Below are 335 nucleotides of genomic sequence, written 5' to 3' on the forward strand. Positions count from 1 at the left end.
TCGTTGAGCTCTTCCAAGGTAGTTTCTTTGCTCAGAGTCAAGTTCAGGATCGCCATAGACACGTTCGGGGTGGGAACGCGGATGGAGTTTCCGGTCAGCTTGCCATTAAGGCTCGGCAATACTTTGGTGGCAGCCGTCGCCGCACCGGTCTCAGTCAACACCATGTTCAGTGGCGCCGAACGCCCACGACGAGGCCCCTTGTGGAAGTTATCCAACAGGTTCTGGTCATTGGTGTAGGAGTGTACCGTTTCCACATGGCCGAACTCGATGCCGAACTTATCTTCCAGCGCCTTCAGCGGCGGAACGATGGCATTGGTGGTGCAGCTTGCTGCGGA

1 pseudogene is annotated in these 335 nt (G+C 56.4%); it reads right to left on the bottom strand.

From position 1 onward, the window contains the following. A pseudogene (locus tag F8C76_RS19485) lies at positions 1–335 on the bottom strand (glyceraldehyde-3-phosphate dehydrogenase); the annotation flags it as partial.

The sequence above is a fragment of the Flagellimonas olearia genome (assembly GCF_009184425.1).
Classification (GTDB): Bacteria; Bacteroidota; Bacteroidia; order Flavobacteriales; family Flavobacteriaceae; genus Flagellimonas; species Flagellimonas olearia.